General features: G+C 68.9%; 19 protein-coding genes. 9 read left to right on the top strand and 10 right to left on the bottom strand.

The window, feature by feature from the left end:
* The first annotated feature begins 36 nt into the window (after nt 1-36).
* Nucleotides 37-432 (top strand): thioesterase family protein, encoded by a 396-nt coding sequence (locus tag ACIA1L_RS06780; protein WP_396071525.1) that lies wholly within the window; start codon nt 37-39, stop codon nt 430-432.
* A gap of 6 nt (nt 433-438) precedes the next feature.
* Here the strand turns inward: ACIA1L_RS06780 and ACIA1L_RS06775 are convergent, their stop codons facing one another.
* Entirely contained in the window at nt 439-1,377 is a 939-nt protein-coding gene (locus tag ACIA1L_RS06775) for a carbohydrate kinase (protein ID WP_396071524.1), read from the bottom strand.
* A 133-nt stretch (nt 1,378-1,510) separates the two neighbouring features.
* Between ACIA1L_RS06775 and ACIA1L_RS06770 the strand changes: the two genes are divergently transcribed.
* Together ACIA1L_RS06770 and ACIA1L_RS06765 are read left to right on the top strand one after the other, a co-directional pair.
* Complete coding sequence (locus ACIA1L_RS06770) at nt 1,511-2,185, top strand: superoxide dismutase (protein WP_396071523.1); 675 nt, start codon at nt 1,511-1,513, stop codon at nt 2,183-2,185.
* 98 nt (nt 2,186-2,283) lie between these two features.
* Nucleotides 2,284-3,750, top strand: coding sequence for an aminopeptidase P family protein (locus ACIA1L_RS06765; protein ID WP_396071522.1), 1,467 nt, complete (start codon nt 2,284-2,286; stop codon nt 3,748-3,750).
* A 69-nt stretch (nt 3,751-3,819) separates the two neighbouring features.
* Here ACIA1L_RS06765 and ACIA1L_RS06760 read toward each other — a convergent pair whose 3' ends face one another.
* The gene (locus ACIA1L_RS06760; protein ID WP_396071521.1) at nt 3,820-4,122 is read right to left on the bottom strand and encodes a hypothetical protein; all 303 of its coding nucleotides are present in this window, start codon (nt 4,120-4,122) and stop codon (nt 3,820-3,822) included.
* Nucleotides 4,119-5,387: a hypothetical protein gene (locus ACIA1L_RS06755; protein WP_396071520.1), complete on the bottom strand. Its 1,269-nt coding sequence runs from the start codon at nt 5,385-5,387 to the stop codon at nt 4,119-4,121. The genes ACIA1L_RS06760 and ACIA1L_RS06755 overlap by 4 nt, the downstream gene beginning before the upstream one ends.
* Nucleotides 5,388-5,884: 497 nt before the next feature.
* On the opposite strand from ACIA1L_RS06755, the gene ACIA1L_RS06750 reads away from it, so the two are divergent.
* Genes ACIA1L_RS06750 through ACIA1L_RS06740 form a run of 3 tightly spaced genes read left to right on the top strand, consistent with a single transcriptional unit; the run spans nt 5,885 to nt 8,024 of the window.
* Complete coding sequence (locus ACIA1L_RS06750; RefSeq protein WP_396071519.1) at nt 5,885-6,460, top strand: dihydrofolate reductase family protein; 576 nt, start codon at nt 5,885-5,887, stop codon at nt 6,458-6,460.
* A 14-nt stretch (nt 6,461-6,474) separates the two neighbouring features.
* Nucleotides 6,475-6,810 carry a YciI family protein gene (locus ACIA1L_RS06745; RefSeq protein WP_396071518.1) on the top strand — a complete coding sequence of 112 codons (336 nt, stop codon included), beginning with the start codon at nt 6,475-6,477 and terminating at the stop codon, nt 6,808-6,810.
* Complete coding sequence (locus tag ACIA1L_RS06740) at nt 6,807-8,024, top strand: RNA polymerase sigma factor (RefSeq protein WP_396071517.1); 1,218 nt, start codon at nt 6,807-6,809, stop codon at nt 8,022-8,024. The genes ACIA1L_RS06745 and ACIA1L_RS06740 overlap by 4 nt, the downstream gene beginning before the upstream one ends.
* Nucleotides 8,025-8,212: 188 nt before the next feature.
* Here the strand turns inward: ACIA1L_RS06740 and ACIA1L_RS06735 are convergent, their stop codons facing one another.
* Nucleotides 8,213-8,623: an SRPBCC family protein gene (locus ACIA1L_RS06735; RefSeq protein ID WP_396071516.1), complete on the bottom strand. Its 411-nt coding sequence runs from the start codon at nt 8,621-8,623 to the stop codon at nt 8,213-8,215.
* A gap of 5 nt (nt 8,624-8,628) precedes the next feature.
* On the bottom strand, nt 8,629-9,486 hold the full coding sequence (locus ACIA1L_RS06730; RefSeq protein WP_396071515.1) for a helix-turn-helix domain-containing protein: 858 nt from the start codon (nt 9,484-9,486) through the stop codon (nt 8,629-8,631).
* Between the two features lie 98 nt (nt 9,487-9,584).
* Between ACIA1L_RS06730 and ACIA1L_RS06725 the strand changes: the two genes are divergently transcribed.
* Nucleotides 9,585-10,205 carry a DUF4360 domain-containing protein gene (locus ACIA1L_RS06725; protein ID WP_396071514.1) on the top strand — a complete coding sequence of 207 codons (621 nt, stop codon included), beginning with the start codon at nt 9,585-9,587 and terminating at the stop codon, nt 10,203-10,205.
* Here ACIA1L_RS06725 and ACIA1L_RS06720 read toward each other — a convergent pair.
* The 3 genes from ACIA1L_RS06720 to ACIA1L_RS06710 form a co-directional block, all read right to left on the bottom strand.
* A complete protein-coding gene (locus ACIA1L_RS06720; RefSeq protein ID WP_396071513.1) occupies nt 10,190-11,008 on the bottom strand; it encodes a GNAT family N-acetyltransferase in 819 nt (272 codons plus the stop codon). The two genes, ACIA1L_RS06725 and ACIA1L_RS06720, sit on opposite strands and share 16 nt — an antisense overlap.
* Before the next feature lie 388 nt (nt 11,009-11,396).
* A complete protein-coding gene (locus ACIA1L_RS06715; RefSeq protein WP_396071512.1) occupies nt 11,397-11,957 on the bottom strand; it encodes an HD family hydrolase in 561 nt (186 codons plus the stop codon).
* 12 nt (nt 11,958-11,969) lie between these two features.
* The gene (locus ACIA1L_RS06710; protein ID WP_396071511.1) at nt 11,970-13,088 is read right to left on the bottom strand and encodes a helix-turn-helix domain-containing protein; all 1,119 of its coding nucleotides are present in this window, start codon (nt 13,086-13,088) and stop codon (nt 11,970-11,972) included.
* Nucleotides 13,089-13,609: 521 nt separating this feature from the next.
* On the opposite strand from ACIA1L_RS06710, the gene ACIA1L_RS06705 reads away from it, so the two are divergent.
* Together ACIA1L_RS06705 and ACIA1L_RS06700 are read left to right on the top strand one after the other, a co-directional pair.
* A complete protein-coding gene (locus tag ACIA1L_RS06705) occupies nt 13,610-13,870 on the top strand; it encodes a hypothetical protein (protein ID WP_396071510.1) in 261 nt (86 codons plus the stop codon).
* A 4-nt stretch (nt 13,871-13,874) separates the two neighbouring features.
* On the top strand, nt 13,875-14,186 hold the full coding sequence (locus ACIA1L_RS06700) for a putative quinol monooxygenase (RefSeq protein WP_396071509.1): 312 nt from the start codon (nt 13,875-13,877) through the stop codon (nt 14,184-14,186).
* Here ACIA1L_RS06700 and pulA read toward each other — a convergent pair.
* A complete protein-coding gene (gene pulA, locus ACIA1L_RS06695) occupies nt 14,183-17,422 on the bottom strand; it encodes a pullulanase-type alpha-1,6-glucosidase (protein ID WP_396071508.1) in 3,240 nt (1,079 codons plus the stop codon). The two genes, ACIA1L_RS06700 and pulA, sit on opposite strands and share 4 nt — an antisense overlap.
* 32 nt (nt 17,423-17,454) lie before the next feature.
* A complete protein-coding gene (locus ACIA1L_RS06690; RefSeq protein WP_396071507.1) occupies nt 17,455-17,844 on the bottom strand; it encodes a hypothetical protein in 390 nt (129 codons plus the stop codon).
* Nucleotides 17,845-18,003: the final 159 nt, after the last annotated feature.

The raw sequence follows: 18,003 nt of genomic DNA, 5'->3' as shown, positions 1-18,003 counted from the left end.
CCGCCGCGGCGCTCGGCAGGTTCTAAGCTGAAGGGCATGGAGCTTCCGGAGTTCACCCCCGGTCTCAGCGCCCGGGTCGAGTTGACCGTCACCGACGCCGACACCGCCCAGTCCCTCGGCTCCGGCGACGTGCCGGTGCTCGCCACCCCCCGGGTCCTCGCGCTCGCCGAGGCTGCCACGGTGGCGGCGACCGCCCGACAGCTGCCGGGCGGGGTCACGACGGTGGGCACCCGGGCCGAGGTGGAGCACCGGGCGCCGACTCCGGTCGGACACCAGGTCACCGCCCTGGCCACCCTGTCGAAAGTGGACGGGCGCACGCTGTACTTCGACGTGGTGGTCCGCGACGGCGAAGATCTGGTCGCCGACGTACGGGTCGAACGTGTCCTGTTGGACCGGCAGCGATTCATCGCCAAGGCGTTGGGCGAGGCCTGACCGCGCTCAGATCAGCGCACCCCAGCGGGCGGTGAGCTCCTCCTGGGTGGGCATGGCTACCGCGCCGCCGCGTCGTTCGCAGACCAGGCCGGCGACGGCGAGCGCGAAGGTCACGTACTGCTGCCAGCCGGCCAGGTCGGCGGGGCGGCCGGCGGCGAGTAGGCGGCGGACGAGTGCGCCCATGACGGAGTCGCCGGCGCCGGTTGCGTCGACCGCGGCAACCTTCGGGGCGGGCAGCATGACCGCGCCGTCCGCCGTCGCCACGTGCGCGCCCTCCGCGCCGCAGGTGACGACGACCGCGCGGGCGCCGAGGCCGAGGATCCGGTCGGCGGCCGCGGCCGGGGTCGCGCCGTCCCAGAGGACGCCGGCGTCGGCGGAGCTGAGTTTGACCAGGTCAGCGGTCGAGAAGAAGTCCTCGACCAACGCGCGCAGGGTGGCGACCGCTGCGGCGTCGGGCAGCAGCTTCGGGCGTACGTTGGGATCGAAGACCTTCAGCGGCCCGGCCACCGACCAGGCCTTGCGCGCCGCGGTCTGGAAGGGTTCGCGCATCAGCGCGATCGACCCGGCGTAGAGCACGTCGGCGCCCGCCACCGTGGCCTCGTCGACGTCGTCGGGCCGCACGAGCGCGTAGGACGGGGGCTCGCCGTAGAACTGGAAGGTCGGTTCGGCGCCCTCGAACGTGGTGACGGCCAGCGTGGTGGGCACGGGCACGCGGGTGGTCGTCGCCGTGCCGACCCCGCTCTGTCGCAGGAAGGCCGCAATCCGGTCGCCGAGGGTGTCGTTGCCGAGCGAGCCGATGTAGCGCACGTCGCCGCCGAGCCGGGTGGCGCCGACAGCAACGTTGAGGGGTGCGCCGCCGATCGCCTGCCGGTAGATCAGCTCGCCGTCGCGCTCGGTCTCCAGGAGATCCACGAGTGCCTCCCCGAGCACCACCGCGTAACCCATTCCGGTCCCTCCCGTCGCTGCGCCGCTCGTTGCCGCACAGCCGTCTGCCTTGTCAGCCTTCCGCCCGCCTCGCCAGAAAGCTAGCACCTCCGGATACTCGCCCGATTTGCTGCGTTTTGGCATACTTCGCAGCATGCGTCGCACTCTGCCGTTCCTGACCGTCGCCCTGGCCGCGCTCGCCGGATGTTCGGCACCAGGCAGCAGCAGCTTCCCCACCACGCCCGTGTCCCCGCCGCCGGCCGGCACCCCCTGGATCGTCTCCAGCGGCATCCCCGACCCGGACGCCCCCCACTCCGGCCAGCCCATGCAGGCCCAATCGGAACAGGCGCCCCTCACCGTCGGCACGGCCTCGGGCATCTTCCAGCCCCAGGGCACCCAGGCGATCACCTACGACACCGCGGTGGTCCCGGCCGGCGCAACCGCCCAGGTCAGCGTCTCGACAACCGCCCAGGGGGTACGCGTACGGCTGGCAGTCACCGGGCTGGCGAGCCGCCGGGCGTACGGGGCACACCTGCACACCAAGACCTGCACCTCGGTGCCCGACGACGCCGGCCCGCACTACCAGCACCAGGTCGCCCCCTCGCAGCCGTCGACCGACCCCGCGTACGCCAACCCGCGCAACGAGGTGTGGCTCGACTTCACCACCGATCCCCGGGGGGCCGCTACGGTCGCGTCGCAGCAGCCGTGGTCGTTCGATCCGATCCGCCCGCCGCGGTCGTTGATCCTGCATGCGCAGCTCACCCGTACCGATGCCGGGCAGGCCGGCACCGCAGGTGCGCGAGTGGCCTGCCTGACCCTGCGCAGCTGACGCGTCCGGCGGTTGTCCACAGCGGGAGTCCGGCCGTAAATCCGGTCGCGGTGAGGCGGTAACGTCAGAGGCACCGCGCGGGAGAAGGGGAGCCAACCATGGCCGGACAAGGCGAGAACACGACGGCGAAGACCGAGTCACACGACCCTGACTTCCCCGAAGCATTCCTCGAGTTCATGCGCAGCGGCTGGCGCGAGGACTCGCTCGACGTCACGCCTCGGGCCGAAACGCCCCACTACGCCAAGCGGCGCGCCGCCCTCTCCGACGCCTTCCCCGGCGAGACTCTGATCATCCCGACCGGCAACGAGAAGGTGCGCGCCAACGACACCGACTACCCGTTCCGCCCCGGCAGCGACTTCGTCTACCTCACCGGCGACAGCGACCCGGACGGCGTGCTGGTCCTGCGCCCGTCCGGCTCCGGCCACGACGCGGTGCTCTACACCCACGACCGAAACTCGAAGGCCACCGACGCCTTCTTCCGCAGCCGCAACGGCGAGCTGTGGGTCGGCCGCCGGCACACCCTCAGCGAGAAGTCGACCGAGCTGGGCATCGAGACCAAGTCCTACACCGAGCTGGGCCGGGCGCTCGCCGACAGCGCCCCGGCCCGCACCCGCGTCCTGCGCGGGCTCGACGCAGCGGTCGACCGGGCCGTCCTGGCATACGACCCGGATCCGTCCGTGCGGCGTGACCGCGCGCTGGCGAGCGTCATCTCCGAGCTCAAGCTGGTCAAGGACGAGTGGGAGATCGCCCAGCTCCAGGAGGCGATCGACGCCACCGTCCGCGGCTTCGAGGACGTCGCCCGCATCCTGCCCGCCGACCGCGCCGTCAAGGAACGCCTGCTGGAGGGCGTCTTCGCGCTCCGGGCCCGCACCGAAGGCAACGACGTCGGCTACAGCAGCATCGTCGGCGCCGGCGCGCACGCAACGATCCTGCACTGGATCCGCAACACCGGCGTCACCACGCCCGGCGACCTGCTGCTCATGGACATGGGCGTCGAAGCCCGCTCGTTCTACACCGCCGACGTGACCCGCACGGTCCCGGTATCCGGCAGCTTCACCCCGCTGCAGCGGCAGGTCTACGACATCGTGCACGCCTCCCAGCAGGCCGGCATGGACGCCATCCGCCCCGGCGTGAAGTTCCACGACGTCCACCTGACCTGCATGCGCGTCCTCGCCGAAGGCCTCGCCGACCTGGGCCTCCTCCCGGTCAGCGTCGACGAGGCCATGTCCGAGCGCTCCACCGTCTACCGCCGCTGGACCCTGCACGGCTTCGGCCACATGCTCGGCATCGACGTCCACGACTGCCAGGCTGCCCGCAAAGAGACCTACCGCGACGGCCCGCTGCAGGAGGGCTACGTCCTCACCGTCGAGCCGGGCCTCTACTTCCAGCCCGAGGACGACCTGGTCCCCGAGGAGCTCCGCGGCGTCGGCGTCCGCATCGAGGACGACGTCCTCGTCACCGCCGATGGCTGCCGCAACATGTCCGCGGGCCTGCCCCGCTCGTCCGCCGACGTCGAGGCCTGGCTGGTCGCCCAGCGTGAAGCCGGACCCCGCCTACCCGAGTAAAGCGAGACCGCTTCTTCCGTCACCGGGTGCACTCCGCCAGGTGACGGAAGAAGCTCGCGCAGCGACCATCTACCTTGTGCCGGTATGCCTCGACTTGTCTGGCGGGGGTGCGGCCGGAGGCTGTTGCCCCTGACGGGAGTCGAGGTCGGAACGCCGGCCGGGGACCCCCTCGAGCGTTTCCGCATCGGTGGGATCGTGGCCGAGTAGGGACCGGGCGGCGGCTAGCGCGGCGACGGTGATACCGCCGACCGCGGTGACGCCGGCCGCCGCAGCGCCGGTGGTGCCGGTGACCGCGACCGCCACGGTGGCGGGCAGACCGGCGGCGGCGATCAGCGCGCACAGCCAGGTCAACCGCTCCCGGGTCCGGGTCATCGTGTCCACCGGCCGTCGTTGGCAGGCAGGATGAGCCCGCCGCGCCGCCGCTCTTCGTTGCGCAGATTCTTGAGGCGGCGGCGTACGGCCTCGCCGCTATGGGGCGGGTAGCCGGCGGCGACGGCAGCTTGTTCCCACGTGCCGGCGTTCTGGGCGTACGCGGTGGTGATGGCCACGCCCGCCGGGTCGAGTTTGCCGAACAGGCGGTTCAACCGGTCGTCATTCCAGCAGCCGAGGCGCAGCAACACCTCGTCCTCCACCGTGCCCGGGTCCGCGACGACCTGCTCGTAGGTCGTGTCGGCCGTGCCGGTAGGCGTGGACAGCGACACGACTTTCTGCTTGTTGAGTTGCCGGTCGGTAAGAGGTCGCAGCACCTCGTGGTGGTTGCGCGCCCGCTGGCGCAGGTGCCGGCGCAGCTCGTCGTCGGACAGTGCGATCTCGTGCCAGTCGTCCTCGAGTAGTGCCTCGACGACCGCCTCCAGGACGTGCCTCGTCGCTGCGCGGACACCGAGCCACACCCGGGTGAAGTGCGCTACCTGCGGACGGCTGTCCGGTTCACTGAGGATGGTCTGCCGGGTCTGCAGCGCCACGGCATACAGCTCGCGCTCGAAAGTGTCGGCGTTCGCGGCCGCCACCCGATCGCGGACGTGGCGCAGGATGTCGGCGACTCTGCGAGAGAAGCCGGCTGGCAGGACGTCGGTGGCGAACAGCGGCCGCCACGACGCATTCATGAGGTTGATACCGGAACCGAGCCGCTGCGCACGGCCGGCGCCGGAAGCGTACTGCAACAGCTGCGACGCCACCGGGGCGCTCTGCTGAAGGGCGAACCGCCGCAACGTGACAGGAGGCCCGGCGAGGTTCCTGATGACGCGGTCCGGCTGGGCAATCGGCACCGGATACTCGCTTCTCGGCGCAGGCGGCCGGGACGCGGCGGCCAGCAGCATCTGCTGAACGGTCGGAGCCGGCGCGAGCGACTCGACGATGATCTTCTGAATCCGGTGCATACCGGAGAACTCCACGGCCCATCGGGCCGTCAGCGCGCGGACCGGGTCGGGCACCTGAAGCTCACCACCGACCCGCTGCGCGGTGACGATTTCCAACGACGAGAGCGCCGGCGACGACACCTGCACGACAAGCGCTGCGCTCTCGGAACTGACGACGGTGGGACCAGTGGTGTCACACGAGACCGCCTCAGTGCGTGGCGGCAAAGCGGCGCCGACCACGTCGTGGCAGTCCGGCGCCGTCATCGCGTCGTCCTTGTCCATCGTGTGCTGCCCTCCTCGGGAATGGCGAGGCGGTGATGCCTCTACTCCCTAGGTGCGAGATCCGGGCCCAGCGACAAAAAATCTTGAAGAGATTTCCCTGGACCAACCGTATGCCCAGAGTCGGACATCAGTAATGGAGGCGTCGCCGGGCAGGAGTACTACCTGCACGCCGCCTGCACCTCGGCGACCTCAGGAAAAAAGTCGTCCGTCAAGGTGAGCAGCGGCAGCTCAGCGGAAGACGCGATCGCCACTGCCGTGATCTCCTGCGACGGCGCCAAGACGATCGACGGCCTCGGCCACCTGCCCGCCCGGCCCCATCGCCGTCCACCTGGAAGGGGGTCATTCTGACCTGCTCTCCGCCTTCGCCTTCGTCGCGCCGGACTCGTCGCTGTCGGACAACAAATAATCCTGGCCCGCACTGTCGAATCTGGGATGGGTCGTTCGTGTAGCTGCTGAGGGGCTGGCGCTGGGCCGGCCCACACGCAAGGAGAAACGCGATGGGCCAGCTCGTGGTGGTGGAAAACGTCACGCTCGACGGGGTCATGCAGGCACCCGGCGGCGCCGACGAGGACGTGCGGGACGGTTTCCGGCACGGCGGTTGGGCTCGCCCGTACTCGGATCGGGTCATGGCCGAGACGATGGGCAAGGGCATGAGTAAGGACGGTGCGATGCTCTTCGGCCGCCGCACGTACGAGCAGTTCTACGGCTTCTGGTCGCACCAGACGGACGGCAACCCGTACACCGAGGTCCTCAACCGCAGCCACAAGTATGTCGCCTCGCGAACGCTGACCGCACCCCTGCCCTGGGCGAACTCGTCCCTGCTCGACGGCGACGTGACCACCGCGGTAGCCGAGCTCAAGCGCGACACCGACCTGGTTGTGCTGGGCAGCGGCGAGCTGGTGCGGACGTTGGCCGGTGCCGGCCTGGTCGACTTCTACACACTGTCGATCCATCCGCTCACGCTCGGCACGGGAATCAAGCTGTTCGACGACACGTACGCCCGCCTGGAACTGGTCGAATGCATCCCGACGACCACCGGCGTGCTCATCGCGACCTACCGCCCGGCCGCCTGACAGAATCCCGTGACATGAGGCAGTACCTGCTAAGCATCTATCAGCCCGAAGGTAAGGCGCCGCCCGAGGTTCTCGCCCCGATCATCGCCGACCTCAACGCCCTGAACGAGGAGATGCGGGCCGCCGGCGCCTGGGTTTTCTCCGTCGGTCTGCATCCGGCCAGCACTGCGACGGTCGTCCGCGACCGTGACGGCGAGGCGCTGTTCACCGATGGTCCGTTCACCGAGGGCAAGGAGCACCTCGGCGGTTTCACGATCATCAACGCGCCCGACCTTGACGCCGCCTTGGCCTGGGGCGCAAAGCTGGCTCGGGCCGTCACCCTTCCGGTCGAGGTGCGCCCGGTCGCATGAGCGGCGACCTCGAGCGGATCTTCCGTACGGAGTACGGCCGCGCAGTCGCAGTCCTGGTCCGCGTCTTCGGCGACATCGACATCGCCGAAGAGGCGGTCCAGGACGCGTTCGCCACGGCCGCGCAGCGCTGGCCCGTCGACGCCCTGCCGCCCAGCCCGGCCGGCTGGATCATCACGACCGCCCGTAACCGAGCCATCGACCGGTTGCGCCGCGAGTCGACGCGGGCCGACCGACATGCAGAAGCGCTGGTGTTGCAGGCGTCCCCGGACGCGCCCGACCCTGGTCAGGAGGGACCCGTGCGTGACGACCGGCTCCGCCTGATCTTCACGTGCTGCCACCCCGCGCTTGCGCCCGCGGCCCGTGTCGCATTGACACTGCGCTTACTCGGCGGGTTGACCACCGCCGAGATCGCCCGCGCGTTCCTCGTACCCGAGCCGACCATGGCCCAGCGCCTCGTCCGCGCGAAGGGGAAGATCCGCGACGCCGGCATCCCGTACCGGGTGCCCCGCGACTCCGACCTTCCCGGGCGCCTACGCGGAGTCCTCGCCGTCGTCTACCTGATCTTCAACGAGGGGTACACGGCGAGTTCCGGCGGCGACCTCGCCCGCGACGACCTCAGCGCGGAGGCTCTGCGGCTCGGCCGCCTGCTCGCGGAATTGCTGCCCGACGAGCCGGAAGTGCTCGGGCTGCTCGCGCTGATGCTGCTGATCGAGTCCCGGCGACCGGCGCGCACGGACCCCGCCGGCGACCTGGTCCGCCTCGCCGACCAGGACCGTACGCTCTGGAACCGCACGCTCATCGACGAGGGCCAAGAATTGCTCCGGCAGTGTCTGCGCCGCAACCAGCCCGGCCCCTACCAGCTGCAGGCCGCCATCAACGCCGTGCACAGCGACGCCGGGACAGCAGCCAGCACCGACTGGCCGCAAATCCTCTCGCTGTACCACCATCTTGCGGCGCTGCTGCCCAGCCCGATCGTCGCGCTGCATCGCGCGGTCGCGCTCGCCGAGGTCGACGGCCCGGCCGCCGCCCTACCGATGGTCAACGCCATCGAGGGCCTCGACCGCCACCACATGTTCCACGCGGTGCGCGCCGACCTGCTTCGCCGCCTCGGCCGCACCGAGGAGGCCACGGCGGCCTACGAACGCGCCGCCACCCTCACCGACAACGCCGCCGAACACCGCTTCCTCCGAGCCCGCGCCACCGAGCGTCACTGAGAGTTACTGAGCGGTTCCACCCACGATCACGGGACGTCAGTCGGTGTCAGTCGCCGCCACCACGGCCAGGCGTCGACGGCTCGGTGTGACGCGCCGTACGAGCTTCAGACCCGGCAGCTCCGTCACGATCTTCGGTATCCGATCAACCACGGGCTTGAGCCTACGCATCCGATGTGCCCCGCCCAGCGTTACTGTGCCGCACCTTCGATCACCCGTTTGAGGGCGTTGACCTGCCCGCCGTCCGCCCGGCGAATCGCGGCCCGCAGCAGCCCACCGAAGGGACGCCAGATGCCGCCCGCGCGGCAGTCAGCGGTGAGCGTGACGGTGGTCCGTGCACCATCGGGCGTACAGGTGTAGGTGTAGGCAGCCGTCACACCGCCCTGACTCGAATGCACGATGACCGTACGGCCGGGTTCGACGGTCTCGACCCGGCCAGCGCGGTCCCGGCCCCGGCTGCGGAAGATGAGGCGCTGGCCGTCCACCCGGATGCTCTGCACGCCGGGCATCCAGGCGGTCGCGGCCGGCCAGTCGGTCAGCCGCGCCCACACGTCGGTGGCCGGGCGGTCGATGCTGGCGGAGGCGATGAAAGCGGTGGTCACGCGGCTCAGGGTTCCCGGGTGGACCGCCCCGCGTCTTGGACAGATTTCACATCGACCGCCACCTCCGGCACGAAGCCGGGCGCCGCTTGCTCACGCTTGAATGCGGCCCGCTGCGCCTGCACATACGCGGAGGGCGACACCCCCGTGTGCCGCCGGAAGTCCCGAATGAAATGGCTCTGGTCGAACCAGCCGTAGGCAGCCGCCAGCCCCGTCCAGTCCACCGGCGCGTACACGTCGATCTCCGCGAGCAGCGCCCGCAGCCGCACAATCCGCGACACCAGCCGCGGGCTGAGGCCGACGGTCGCGGTGAACTCCCGATCCAGGTGCCCGTGCGAGACACCCAGCTCAGCCGCAAGCCCGGCGATCGGCCGCAGCGGGTCAGCTTCGAGCGCCCGCACGGCCGCCTCGCACCGGGCCAGCGTCGGGCCGGCCGCATCGGGCGCCAGCGCCCGCTCGACGACCTCGAGCGAACCATTCGCCAGCAGGCAGCGCCGCAATGCCGCCGCTGCCGGCCAGGCCTGCAGCAGATCAACGACCTTTCCGCGTACGGAAGCAGGCCGAAGGCCCAAAACGGCCCGGCAGCCGACCGTCGTGGTGACAATCCCGTAGCAATGGGTTTCGCCGAGCGGCTCGTTGAGCACGGGGCGGTCATGCGGTCCGAGCAGAAAACCCTCGCGGGCCACGAACGCCGGGCCATCGCCGGCCACCAACCGAATCGGGTCCCCTAAGACGACGACCGCGACGGTGGAGCCGGTGGGCGCGATCCGCTCCCGGCGATAGCTGATCTGGCCGCGGGCGTACCAGATCGACTCGACGAACCGAGCGAGCGCCGGTGGCTGCCGGGCCTCGTAGACGAACTCCACACCCCATCCCAGCACGGGAGACCAGCGAGTTCAGCGAGCCGCACCGGCTTCGGCATCCCGAGCCTGACAAACCCGAGCCGATCATGAAAGCTAGCCGGGTGATCAAGCGTTCGCTCGCCGTGCTGCTGCTCTCCACCTCACTACTGACCCCACAACCCGCGTCGGCGGTCCGCCCCGCCGGTGACCTCGTCACCATCGAGAAGATCAAAGTCAAGGGCAGCGGCTGCCGCGACAACACCGTGGCGGTCGCCCTGTCGCCGGACAAGACGGCATTCACCGTGCTCTACAGCGCCTACCTCGCCCAAGCCGGCGCCGGCGCCCGCAACAAAGAGCAGCGCCGCGCCTGCAACCTCACCATCCGCCTCAACGTCCCCGCCACCATGCAGTACGCCGTCACCGCCGTCGACTACCGCGGCTTCGCCCACCTCGAACCAGGCGCCACGGCGGCGCTCTCCGCCCGCTACCAGTTCCAGGATTCAGGTGCCCCGACCAGCACCGTGCACTCCTTCGCCAGCGGACTCGACGATTCGTGGCAGGTCACCGACCTCGCCGGAAGCGGCGCAGCATTCAGCGGCTGCGGCAGGGGCCGCAAGGTCGACATCGACACCGAGCTCCGCGTCACCACCGACCGAGCCGACGCCCCCACCAGCTTCATCACCATGGACTCCACCGACAGCGCCTTCGCCAGCACCTACCGCCTGACCTACCGCACCTGTTGACGAACCGGCCCGACCCTCAGCCGGTACCGCGCCTGCCGCCCTCTGTCGACGAACCCGATCCGACGATAGAGGGCCGCCGCGCCGGGATTGTCGACGGCGACCGAGAGCTCAACGTGAGGCGTGCCCGCCGCCGCCATCCGGGTGAGCGTTTCCCGCACCAACAGCTCGGCAATACCGCGTCGGCGGGCCGTTGGCACGACTCCGACCTCCCCGATCCAGTCCGCGGTGACCGCGATGAACCCGGCGTCCCCAAACCCCGCCAACGACAGGAGAAGCGACCACTGCGGCCGGAAGTCCGAGCGGCCGCCATAGTCCTCGATCCATTCCTGCGCCGATTCGTCGGCGAAGTCGGGCCGCTCCCGAAAGGCCGCGCGGTAGACCGCATAGAACCGCTCAGCGGTCTCGTTACTCCACTCGACCAGTTCCATACCGTCTGCCAGTTCCGGCCGTTCGGCGACGGTGGTGTCACAGCGCAAGGTGTCCTCGGCAAAGGTCCGCCGAAGCCCACGTGACACGAAAAGCCCATCCGCGGCGTCCGACAGCGCCTCGGACTCGACCACCAGTGCGAGCCCGACACCAGATGCTGCGTCCGCAGCGAGGCTCGCATCAGCGGCGTCGAATTGATCGGCGGCTGCGTCCCGCGCCGCGGCCAGGGCAAGATCGAGCAGTGCGCCGCCGATCCCCCGGCCGCGGGCAGCAGGGTCGACCATGCCGATGAAGCGCAGCTCGTCGTCGCTCTTCCTGCGCAGAACCCCCGCCGCCAGCAGCTCGCCGTCTGACCCGCGCTGGGCGAACGCGGCCACCACAGCCGCATTGACCCATCGGTCCCGCAGCTGAGAAAGGATGGTCGACGGCGGGTGTGCGCCGTCAGCTCGCAGGCACCGCTCCACCAGAACAGCCAGCCCCGATGGCGCCTCGCCCGGTGCAGTCGGTTGCAGCTCCGGCAGCGGCTCCTGGAGGGGAGGCAGCATCGCCGCAGCGAGCTGCTGACCTGGAGAAGACGACTGCAGGGCGGGAGACGGCTGAGAAGACGCGGATGGCGACACCCGTTGAGGCTATGGCGGTCACCGACACGGCGGCCACCTATTTGGGGTGGCAGCCAGCGCGGCAGCAGTATTTAGCCGCTAAGCCACTGAGAATCGCCCCTGTCAGAACCCGAGGTCCGCGTGGCGATCATCGCCGGGCGTCCCGTCATCGATCGCGCCAGGCCAGGGGTGAGACGCTGGTCGCCACCTCGGCGATGCGCTGACCGGTCCGAGTTTTCAGGTCCCGTCGTGCCGAATCGATCCATGCCTCGACACGATGAACACCAAGGTCGCGGTACTCCACAGCCTGGAGCAGCATCTCCAGCTTGTCCGCATCCTTGGCACAGAGCGCTTCCAGCGTCTGCCGCGCCTCGTATTCATCGACGGCGCCGCGAATGCTCTCCCGGCTCCGGTCCGGCAGTTTCCCCGTCTGATCCATGGTGATCTGTCGCGGATCGGGTTTCACCAAGTACGCGCCAGCAGTGTGCGGCAAATCGCCGGTCCGCGTCTCTTGGCTGTCATGCCACAGCGCGAGGAACGCCGCCCGCGCGGGATCGGCACCCTCCTCGGCCGCGATGATGGCTGCCAACTGGGCAGCTCGCATGGTGTGCTCAGCCACCGATTCCGGGTCGCGCACGCCCACATGCCACCAGCCGGAACGCCTGATCCGCTTCAACAACCCAAGCTCGTATCCGAACGCGGCGACAGCTTCAGCGTCTTGAGTCATGGTTTAACCCTTCTAACGTTCTGCCATACGCACGGCGTAGCGAATTCCGGCGATTTGATCGAGGCTAGTACGACTCATCTCCGCGACAGATGTGAGCTCGTCCAGGATTTTCGTCAACGTTGTACGCACCTCCGGTGGTCCGCTCAGTAGAGCCGGTCGAGAGGCGATCAAAGAGTGAAGTGTGGATATGTTCAACGGCAACTGAAGCGATTCGGGTTGCAGGCGCTTGACGAGGTGGCGCAGAAGCCGAACGCCGACCCATGAGCGAGTGTCGGCGTCCAGCATGAAATCGTCGTTGATCTGGGGCTCGCCCAGCTCACCGATCCAATAGGCCCAGTAGTTCAAATTTGCCACGTCGGCGCGGTCGCCAGTTGCACGGTCCACGAAATCTTGGAGGTGCGCGCAGTCCCCCGCGATCGCCAGCGCCACAGACGCCGACCTCGCCTCAAGCAATCCAGTGAGATTGCCTGGATCGACGGGTCGACGAATGGCGCGACTCCATTCCGATCGAAGCCAGTCAGCGATCTCGGGTCGCCGGTCGAAGCCCAAAAGATAAACTGCCTGCCGGCGCAATAGTGCTTCTCGGCGGTTGTCCGCGCGCGCAACCACGACTTGCAGATGATCAAAAAAGCGGGTCCGTTCCTCCGCTCCCAGACACGGCTGCGCCGGCACGGGTCCGCGCCGAGCGGTCCTTCGCACGAAAACAGCGAGATGCTGAGGCATGACCCCAGCGACCGGCCAGGTAATGAGATTAGTGATCGCCCAGCGATGAACACTGTTCGCCAACGGATGGCTCACTGAGTCCACCCAGCGAGCGCCTGCAGCGACACCGGTGGACAGAACTTGGTCGGCTTCGATCGCTTCGAGGAGATGCCGACCGGTCGATGCGGGAGCACCGAGTCTGGCAAGCCGTGCGCAAAGAGTCAGGAACTGACCGGCATTGATCGCCGAAAGTGGGCGGCGGCCGGATTCCCATCCCTGTAGCGCGTCAACGCCGACGCCCAACTCCTCAGCAAGGTTCTCCTGGGTCAAGGCTGCGGACTCCCGCGCGAGCTTGAGGACAAATCCAGACACAAAACCCGTCGACCGAGAACCCTGACCTCCGGTCAGGGTTGCCAGTCCAGGTGCCACCAGTCCTCCTTGAGTCGCGGCGCGCGGGCCAACTGCAACCCGTATCGGCAGTCAGTTCATGGATCCGCCCTCAGATCGTAGCGTCATGTCATTCATTTGCAACACGCCAAAGGGGGACGGGAGGTGGACGACCATCCATCACGTAATTTCGCGCGGACGGCGGCAGCGCTCTTTACAGGGGCGACTAATACCGTCCTAGATAGTGGCGAGACGAAGCTGAAACCGCCTATCGTCGCCAGAACTCCTGAAATTCCTCGATGAAATCGAGTGTCGCCTTTAGAAATCAAGGAGATCAATATGCACTATCCATTTCGGCGCCAATGGTGGCATTGGCGGGCGAGTAGGTGCACGTGTGGCCTATCCTGGCCCTGCCCAGACGAAGCACTTCTCAGGGTCCGGAACCGCTACGCAGGAACGGATACCACTGCGGCATGGGCCGCGCAGACGATGGCCTATCCGCAGGTCGGTCGCGCGGGATTGCTGACGCCCGGTCAGGCGAGCCGAGCAAACGGCGGCCAGTCATGATCGAGGCCAGTCCGCACGCCGACCATCTACCCTCACGACCAAGCTGGGACTGCACCACCTGCGGCGAGCCCTGGCCGTGCGCACCCGCAAAAATCGCCCTGACCGAAGAGTTTCGCGAGGATCCGCTCAGCCTGGCGCTCTACCTGTGGGCGCAACTCGAAGCCGCCATCGACGACTTCATGGGAAACCGGCTGCCGATCCCGCAGGATCTCTACCACCGCCTCGTCGGCTGGCGCAGGGGCGGCATGCCAAGCTGACGCGATGACTATGGGTTTCAGCCTGGTGGTGCGCTTCGAGCTCCGCGACGACGAAGCAGCCGCAGCCTTCGATCAGCTGGTCGCCCAGACGACCCCGGAGATCGAGCGCCGAGAGCCGGACACCCTTGCGTACCTGGTCCACTCGGTGCCGGGCGAGCCGTTGGTCCGCGTCTTTTACGAGCTCTACCGAAACCGCGCCGCCTTCGACTTCCACGAGAATCAGCCGCACACCAAGAATTTCCTGACCGAGCGCGAACAGCATCTCAGCGGCGTCCATGTTACGTTTCTGCAGGCCAGGACCGGCAAGCTGGCCTAGTCGAGCGCGGCGACGAAGACGGCGACCGAGCGCGCCGGGACTGTCAGCCGGCCTTTGTCGGCGGATGCCGTTCGGAGCACCGGATCCGCCGAGCCCACCAGCTCTGGGTGCAACGTCAGCGATACGTCCGCCAAGGAAGGAACCACAGACTCGACCGAGGACTCGGTGGCGTTGAAGACCGTGACGATTGTCGACCAGCGCGGGTCGAGCCCGGTCCCGTCCAGGCACATCACGATCACACCGGGTGTCTCGTCGGGTCCGCCCAACGGGAAGGTCAGCCGGCGCTGCACCTCCTCGGCGGTGGGCAGCCCGAACGCCGGCGACGAGCGGTGAATCCGCAGCAGCTCGGCGAAGCGCGCCGCGCAGCGGTCCATCTCGGCCGGGGACGGCACCAGCGATGACTCACCCAACAACGGCCGCGACCAGTCCCACTTGTCCTCGTTGTCTGCGGCTGGCGGGAGGCCCAGGCCGAATCCGTTGCCTGCAGCCCCGTCCCAGCGGATCTGGTTGAACCAGTCCCCCGAGTTGTACGAGTTGCGGTCCAGCGACTTCGACCGCAACCGTTCCGTCCCCAGCGCCACGAAGCTGACGCCTTGGCCGAGGATCACGAGGGACAGCGCCAGAACCTGCATGCGGACGCGGTCGGCCATCGGCAGATCGACCGGCAGTTTGAAGGCCATGGCGTCATAAAAAATTTCGTTGTCGTGCGCGTCGACGTAGGTCACGCACTCGCCCGGGGCGGCCGTGTAACCGCTGGGTGAGCCGTTGTAGTCGATCTGTGCTCCGCTCAGCTCGACGCCAGTGTGCGTTGTGAAGCGATAGGTAGCCAACGCTCCGGACAGGCCGACCTTGAGCCGATCGTGCAGCCACAGCGGGGTGGCTGCCCCGAGGCCGGTCGCGAAGCCGCGCACCGAGGGGTCGTCGCCGAAGGAGCCGCCGCCGCGGACGGCGTCGCGCAGCCGGTCGTCGAAGGTACCGATGCCGGTGCCGGCCATGTTGACCTGGGTGGCCTGGGCGAACCGGGAGTCGTACGCGATCTCGCCGAAGTTCCAGCCCTCGCCGTACAGATAAATGTCCGGGCCGAGGGCGTCGCGGGCCGCGAGGATGTTGGCCCGCGGGTGGTGTCCCATCAGGTCGAACCGGAAGCCGTCGATCCGGTAGTGCTGCGCCCAGGTACGCAGCGAGTCGATCACCAGCTTGCCCATCATCAGGTGTTCGGGCGCGGTGTTGGAGCAGCAGGTGGATTCGGCGACCGTGCCGTCGTCGAGTTGGCGGTGGTAGTAGCCGGGAACGACGCGGTCGAGGACGCTGAACGGGGCGAGGCCGTCGGCCATCGTGTGGTTGTAGACGACGTCCATGACGACGCGCAGGCCGGTGGCGTGCAGGGCGGCGACCATGCGGCGGAATTCGATGATCCGGTCGGTGCCGCACGGGTCGGTGGCGTAACTGCCTTCCGGTGTCGTGTAGTGCAGCGGGTCGTAGCCCCAGTTGAAGCCGTCGCGGTCGGCCACCGCCATGACGGCATGCTGCTGCTCGGGCGAGTCCGGCGGGAACGAGGCGAGGTCGCAGGCGGGCACGGCCTGATCGCTGCGCCGGTCGGGGACGGTGGCGAAGTCGAAGGCGGGCAGCAGGTGCACGTGGGTGAGCCCGGCGTCGGCGAGCATGCGGAGGTGCCGCATGCCGGCGGTCTGCTCGTCGGTGAAGGCCAGGTAGGTGCCGCGGTGCGCGGCGGGCACGGTCGCGTCGGCTATGGAGAAGTCGCGGACGTGCAGTTCGGTGATGTGCATTCGGGCGGGCGCGACCACCGGCGGCCGTTCCTGCGTGTCCCAGCCGGGTGGGTGCAGCGCCGGGTCGGCGAGGTCGACGATCTGGCTGTGGGTGGAGTCGGCGGACAGCGACACCGCGTAGGGGTCGGTGACGCTGGTCGTGACGATCCGCTGGGCGGCCGGGTGCCACACCTCGACGCGGTAGCGGTAGTAGCGTCCGGTCCACTTGGGTTTACCAGTGACGCTCCACACGCCGGTCGCCGGATCACGGTCCATCGGGTGCAGGTGCGGCTCTTCGTCGGTCGTGCGGGAGAGCTCGAGGGCGACGCTGCGCGCGGTGGGCGCCCAGACGGCCAGGGTGGGGTGACCGTCCTGGTAGGTCACTCCCAGCTCAGCGGCTTGCGCGTCCGCATAGAGGTCGTCCAACACGCCGGGCGCCTGCACGGCGGTGGTCACGGCGATGTGCCCGGCGCGATCGCGACCGACGACCAGGAGTTGCCCGCGCAGCAGGTGACCGAGCGCCGCATCGCCCAGCTCCGGCACGGCGTAGGCACGATAGGCCCGCAGGTGCGGGAACTGTCGGCTCTGCGCCTGAAAAAGCCCCCCGGGCCGCGGCGTCAGCGGCAGCACGATCCGCTCGCCACCCGCGTGCAACTCGCCGTCAGATCCCGCGACCAGGGCGAATTGTTCGGCCCGTTCGGCGAGCCGCGCCGGCAGCGCGACGGTGGTCCGGTCCACAAAGACCGCTAGCGCCCGTGCCGGGTCCAGCTCCGGACCCAAAGACCGCAGATCCGGATGTACGGGCGCAGCCTCCCCCGACAGCAACCACACCTCCCGCCCCACGGAAAAGTCGAGGCGCTGGTCGTCGGGCAGGTCCTTGTGGTCGTCGCGGTGGATCACGAACCGCAGCCCCACCGCGTCCGGCCGGGTCGCCACCCGGAACACGGCTCCGAAGACGTCGAACCGCACGGGCGCGAGTGGGCGGTGCCATACCGGTTTTTCCGGCGTGCCTTCCCACGCGTGGATGCCCCAGCCGCGGTAGTCGCCGTCGGCCCGGCGATAGTGGACGATCGCGTGGTCCTCGGGCGGGAACGGTGGGGTGAAGCCGGCCGCTTCGGCGCTCGCGTACACCCGGGGGTCGCCGGCGATCAGCCAGATTTCCGGGGTGACGGCGGGGTCGACGTGCCGGTCTTCGGCGACGTCCTTCGTGCCGGTGGCGTCGATGACCAGGAAGCCGACGTCGCGGGCGCCCTCGGCGAGCCGCACCCAGGCGAAGCGCCCGTAGGCGTCCTCGCCCGCGAAGAGCTGCCCGCCCGGGAAGCCGGTCTGCGCGCCCTCTTCGAGGTCACCCCAGGCGTAGAGCGCGCGGTCGTCGTAGGCCGCGTCGGGGCGCCGGTAGTGCACGACCAGCCACTGCGGCCGGTGCGGCGCGGTGCGGGCGTCGTCCGGTGCGATCTCGATCGTGGTCACCTGGTCATGATGGCATCGGGCACCGACGTTTTTCAGCGCGTGGCGATCACCGTGGTGATCCGCGGCCCGTCGACGTCGGCGCGGATCAGGTAGCGGTAGCTCTCACCAGGCACGGCGTTGCCGAGGCTGTCCAGGTATTCCCATTCGACGGCGACCATCGCCAGCACGTCGGTCAGCCATTGCACGTCGTGGAGTTGCGCGTGGGCGGCGACGATTTGCTGCTCCTGGTACGCCGGGGAGGCGCCGAGGAAGGACAGGGCGACCGCCGCGGGCGAGGCGAACGTGAAGCTGTAGGAATCGGAGACGACCATGCCGGGTAGCGCGTAGCAGCCGGCCACCGCGGCGACATCGCCCCTGGTCAAAGCCGAGCCGTACCGGTCGAAAAAATCGGTGAGACCGTCGAGGTCGGTGGAAGACTGCACGGAACGCCGTGTTCCCCATGATCACTGCCGGTAAACCTCCGGGCCGGGTTGCACGGAATAACAAGACGGACGTACGGTTTACCGAAGACGTGAACCCTGTGTTAGGTAGCCCTAACTGAAGGGCGGCCGTCACCGGTGGGACAGACTGGCGAGGACTAC

The sequence above is a fragment of the Actinoplanes sp. NPDC051859 genome (genome assembly GCF_044452725.1).
GTDB lineage: Bacteria > Actinomycetota > Actinomycetes > Mycobacteriales > Micromonosporaceae > Actinoplanes.
The sequence above is the reverse complement of the archived record's forward strand: the minus strand, read 5'-3'. Positions and strand labels throughout refer to the sequence as shown.

What these genes read in the sequence shown, in the direction of transcription:
- ACIA1L_RS06780 (WP_396071525.1), top strand. Translation starts at nt 37, where the DNA reads ATGGAGCTTCCGGAGTTCACCCCCGGTCTCAGCGCCCGGGTCGAGTTG.
- ACIA1L_RS06775 (WP_396071524.1), bottom strand. Translation starts at nt 1,377, where the DNA reads ATGGGTTACGCGGTGGTGCTCGGGGAGGCACTCGTGGATCTCCTGGAG.
- ACIA1L_RS06770 (WP_396071523.1), top strand. Translation starts at nt 1,511, where the DNA reads ATGCGTCGCACTCTGCCGTTCCTGACCGTCGCCCTGGCCGCGCTCGCC.
- ACIA1L_RS06765 (WP_396071522.1), top strand. Translation starts at nt 2,284, where the DNA reads ATGGCCGGACAAGGCGAGAACACGACGGCGAAGACCGAGTCACACGAC.
- ACIA1L_RS06760 (WP_396071521.1), bottom strand. Translation starts at nt 4,122, where the DNA reads ATGACCCGGACCCGGGAGCGGTTGACCTGGCTGTGCGCGCTGATCGCC.
- ACIA1L_RS06755 (WP_396071520.1), bottom strand. Translation starts at nt 5,387, where the DNA reads ATGGACAAGGACGACGCGATGACGGCGCCGGACTGCCACGACGTGGTC.
- ACIA1L_RS06750 (WP_396071519.1), top strand. Translation starts at nt 5,885, where the DNA reads ATGGGCCAGCTCGTGGTGGTGGAAAACGTCACGCTCGACGGGGTCATG.
- ACIA1L_RS06745 (WP_396071518.1), top strand. Translation starts at nt 6,475, where the DNA reads ATGAGGCAGTACCTGCTAAGCATCTATCAGCCCGAAGGTAAGGCGCCG.
- ACIA1L_RS06740 (WP_396071517.1), top strand. Translation starts at nt 6,807, where the DNA reads ATGAGCGGCGACCTCGAGCGGATCTTCCGTACGGAGTACGGCCGCGCA.
- ACIA1L_RS06715 (WP_396071512.1), bottom strand. Translation starts at nt 11,957, where the DNA reads ATGACTCAAGACGCTGAAGCTGTCGCCGCGTTCGGATACGAGCTTGGG.
- ACIA1L_RS06705 (WP_396071510.1), top strand. Translation starts at nt 13,610, where the DNA reads ATGATCGAGGCCAGTCCGCACGCCGACCATCTACCCTCACGACCAAGC.
- ACIA1L_RS06700 (WP_396071509.1), top strand. Translation starts at nt 13,875, where the DNA reads ATGACTATGGGTTTCAGCCTGGTGGTGCGCTTCGAGCTCCGCGACGAC.